This is a genomic window from Roseateles sp. P5_E8, from assembly GCF_054177665.1.
Genome location: NZ_JBGCUM010000133.1, coordinates 1 through 1,229, shown reverse-complemented (window position 1 = coordinate 1,229; position 1,229 = coordinate 1). Strand labels below are relative to the sequence as shown.

The window sequence follows — 1,229 nt, the reverse complement described above, 5'->3', positions numbered from 1 at the left end:
CGGTCCAGCTGGCCGGCCTGCAACTGGCGCGAGGCCTGGGCCAGGCGGGCCTGGTGGTCGCGCGCACGGCGCAGCGCGGCCTGCAGCGCGCGGGTGCGCGGCGCCAGCGGGTCGACGGCCTCCATGCGTTGCAGCAGCTCAGCGGCGGCATCGAGCTGACCGGTGGCGCGGGCGTTCTCGGCCTGCATGGCCAGGGCCAGCAGGCTCAGCTCGCGCTGGCGCTGCAGGGCGGTGCGGAGCTCGTTGTCCTGCGGCGCCGAGGCGGCCGCATCGCGCAGCAGGCGCCAGGCGCCGTCGTGCTCGCCGCGGCGGGCCAGCGTGTCGGCGTCGCGCAGGGCCGGGTGGCCCGCGCAGGCGGCCAGCAGCAGGAGCAGGAGGAGGGCGGTGGCAACGGGTCGGATCATGCGGCGGCGGCAAAGGGAATGAACTGGACCAGGCCCAGTGGCAGATAGGTCACGCGCAGGCCGCTGGCGTCGATGGCCTCGACGCGCCACTGGCCGTCCACCACTTCGCCCACGCCGACGACGGCGCTGCGCTGGGCGTTGTTCAGCACGGCGCGCGAGGCGCCGTCGCTCAGGCGGCCGACCAGCTGGTAGGGGAAGGGCGGCGCGGTGGGCGGCGGCGGTGCCTGCTCTTCGGCCGGCTCGGTGGCTGGGGCTGCGGTTGCAGCAGCCACGGGCGCGGCCTCGCCCCATGCGTTGCGGGCTTGTGCGTCGGTGGCGGGCCATTCGGTGTGTGCGCTTGCGGCGGGGCCGGGCCAGTCGGTCGGCGCGGCCGATGCACCGGTGGTGCGGCGGGGTGCGGCGGCGACGGGTTCCGGCGCATCGTCCTGCGACACCCAGGCCGTCGTCGCCAGGCTCAGGCCCAGCGCGGCAAACAAGGCGAGCTGTCGCGGTGTGGGCTTCTTCATCACGGCGCGACTCGCATGTGCAGCACCCAGGCCAGCTCGGCCTTCAGCGTGCCGTTGGCCTCGCGGCGCAGGCGCATGCCGTCCAGGGCCAGCGCCGGGTCGCGCTTCAAGGCTTCGGCAACGAAGTCGCGCAGCACGCCGTAGCGGCCGCTGAGCTGCATGGCCACGCGGTACTGCGCAAGGCCCAGCTCGCGGTCGGCCTGGTAGCGGAACTCGCTGCGCGGCCAGGGCAGGCCCAGCTCGGCGGCCAGCGCCAGCAGCGCGGCGGTGCGGGCCTGGCGGTCGCTGTCGGGCGGCAGGCTGGCGGCGAGCGCGGCGC

3 protein-coding genes are annotated in these 1,229 nt (G+C 76.1%); all 3 read right to left on the bottom strand.

The genetic code is table 11. The features are described from left to right. Positions 1-404 (bottom strand): hypothetical protein (locus tag ACXRVZ_RS27600; protein ID WP_458233129.1); only part of this gene is annotated, 404 nt, incomplete at its 3' end. Then, positions 401-910 carry a hypothetical protein gene (locus tag ACXRVZ_RS27595; protein WP_457428202.1) on the bottom strand — a complete coding sequence of 170 codons (510 nt, stop codon included), beginning with the start codon at positions 908-910 and terminating at the stop codon, positions 401-403. The genes ACXRVZ_RS27595 and ACXRVZ_RS27600, both read right to left, overlap by 4 nt. Next, on the bottom strand, positions 910-1,229 hold a 320-nt coding region (locus tag ACXRVZ_RS27590), incomplete at its 5' end, for a hypothetical protein (RefSeq protein WP_458233128.1). The genes ACXRVZ_RS27590 and ACXRVZ_RS27595, both read right to left, overlap by 1 nt.

Coding starts and splice junctions, on each gene's coding strand:
- ACXRVZ_RS27595 (WP_457428202.1), bottom strand. CDS start 910: ATGAAGAAGCCCACACCGCGACAGCTCGCCTTGTTTGCCGCGCTGGGC.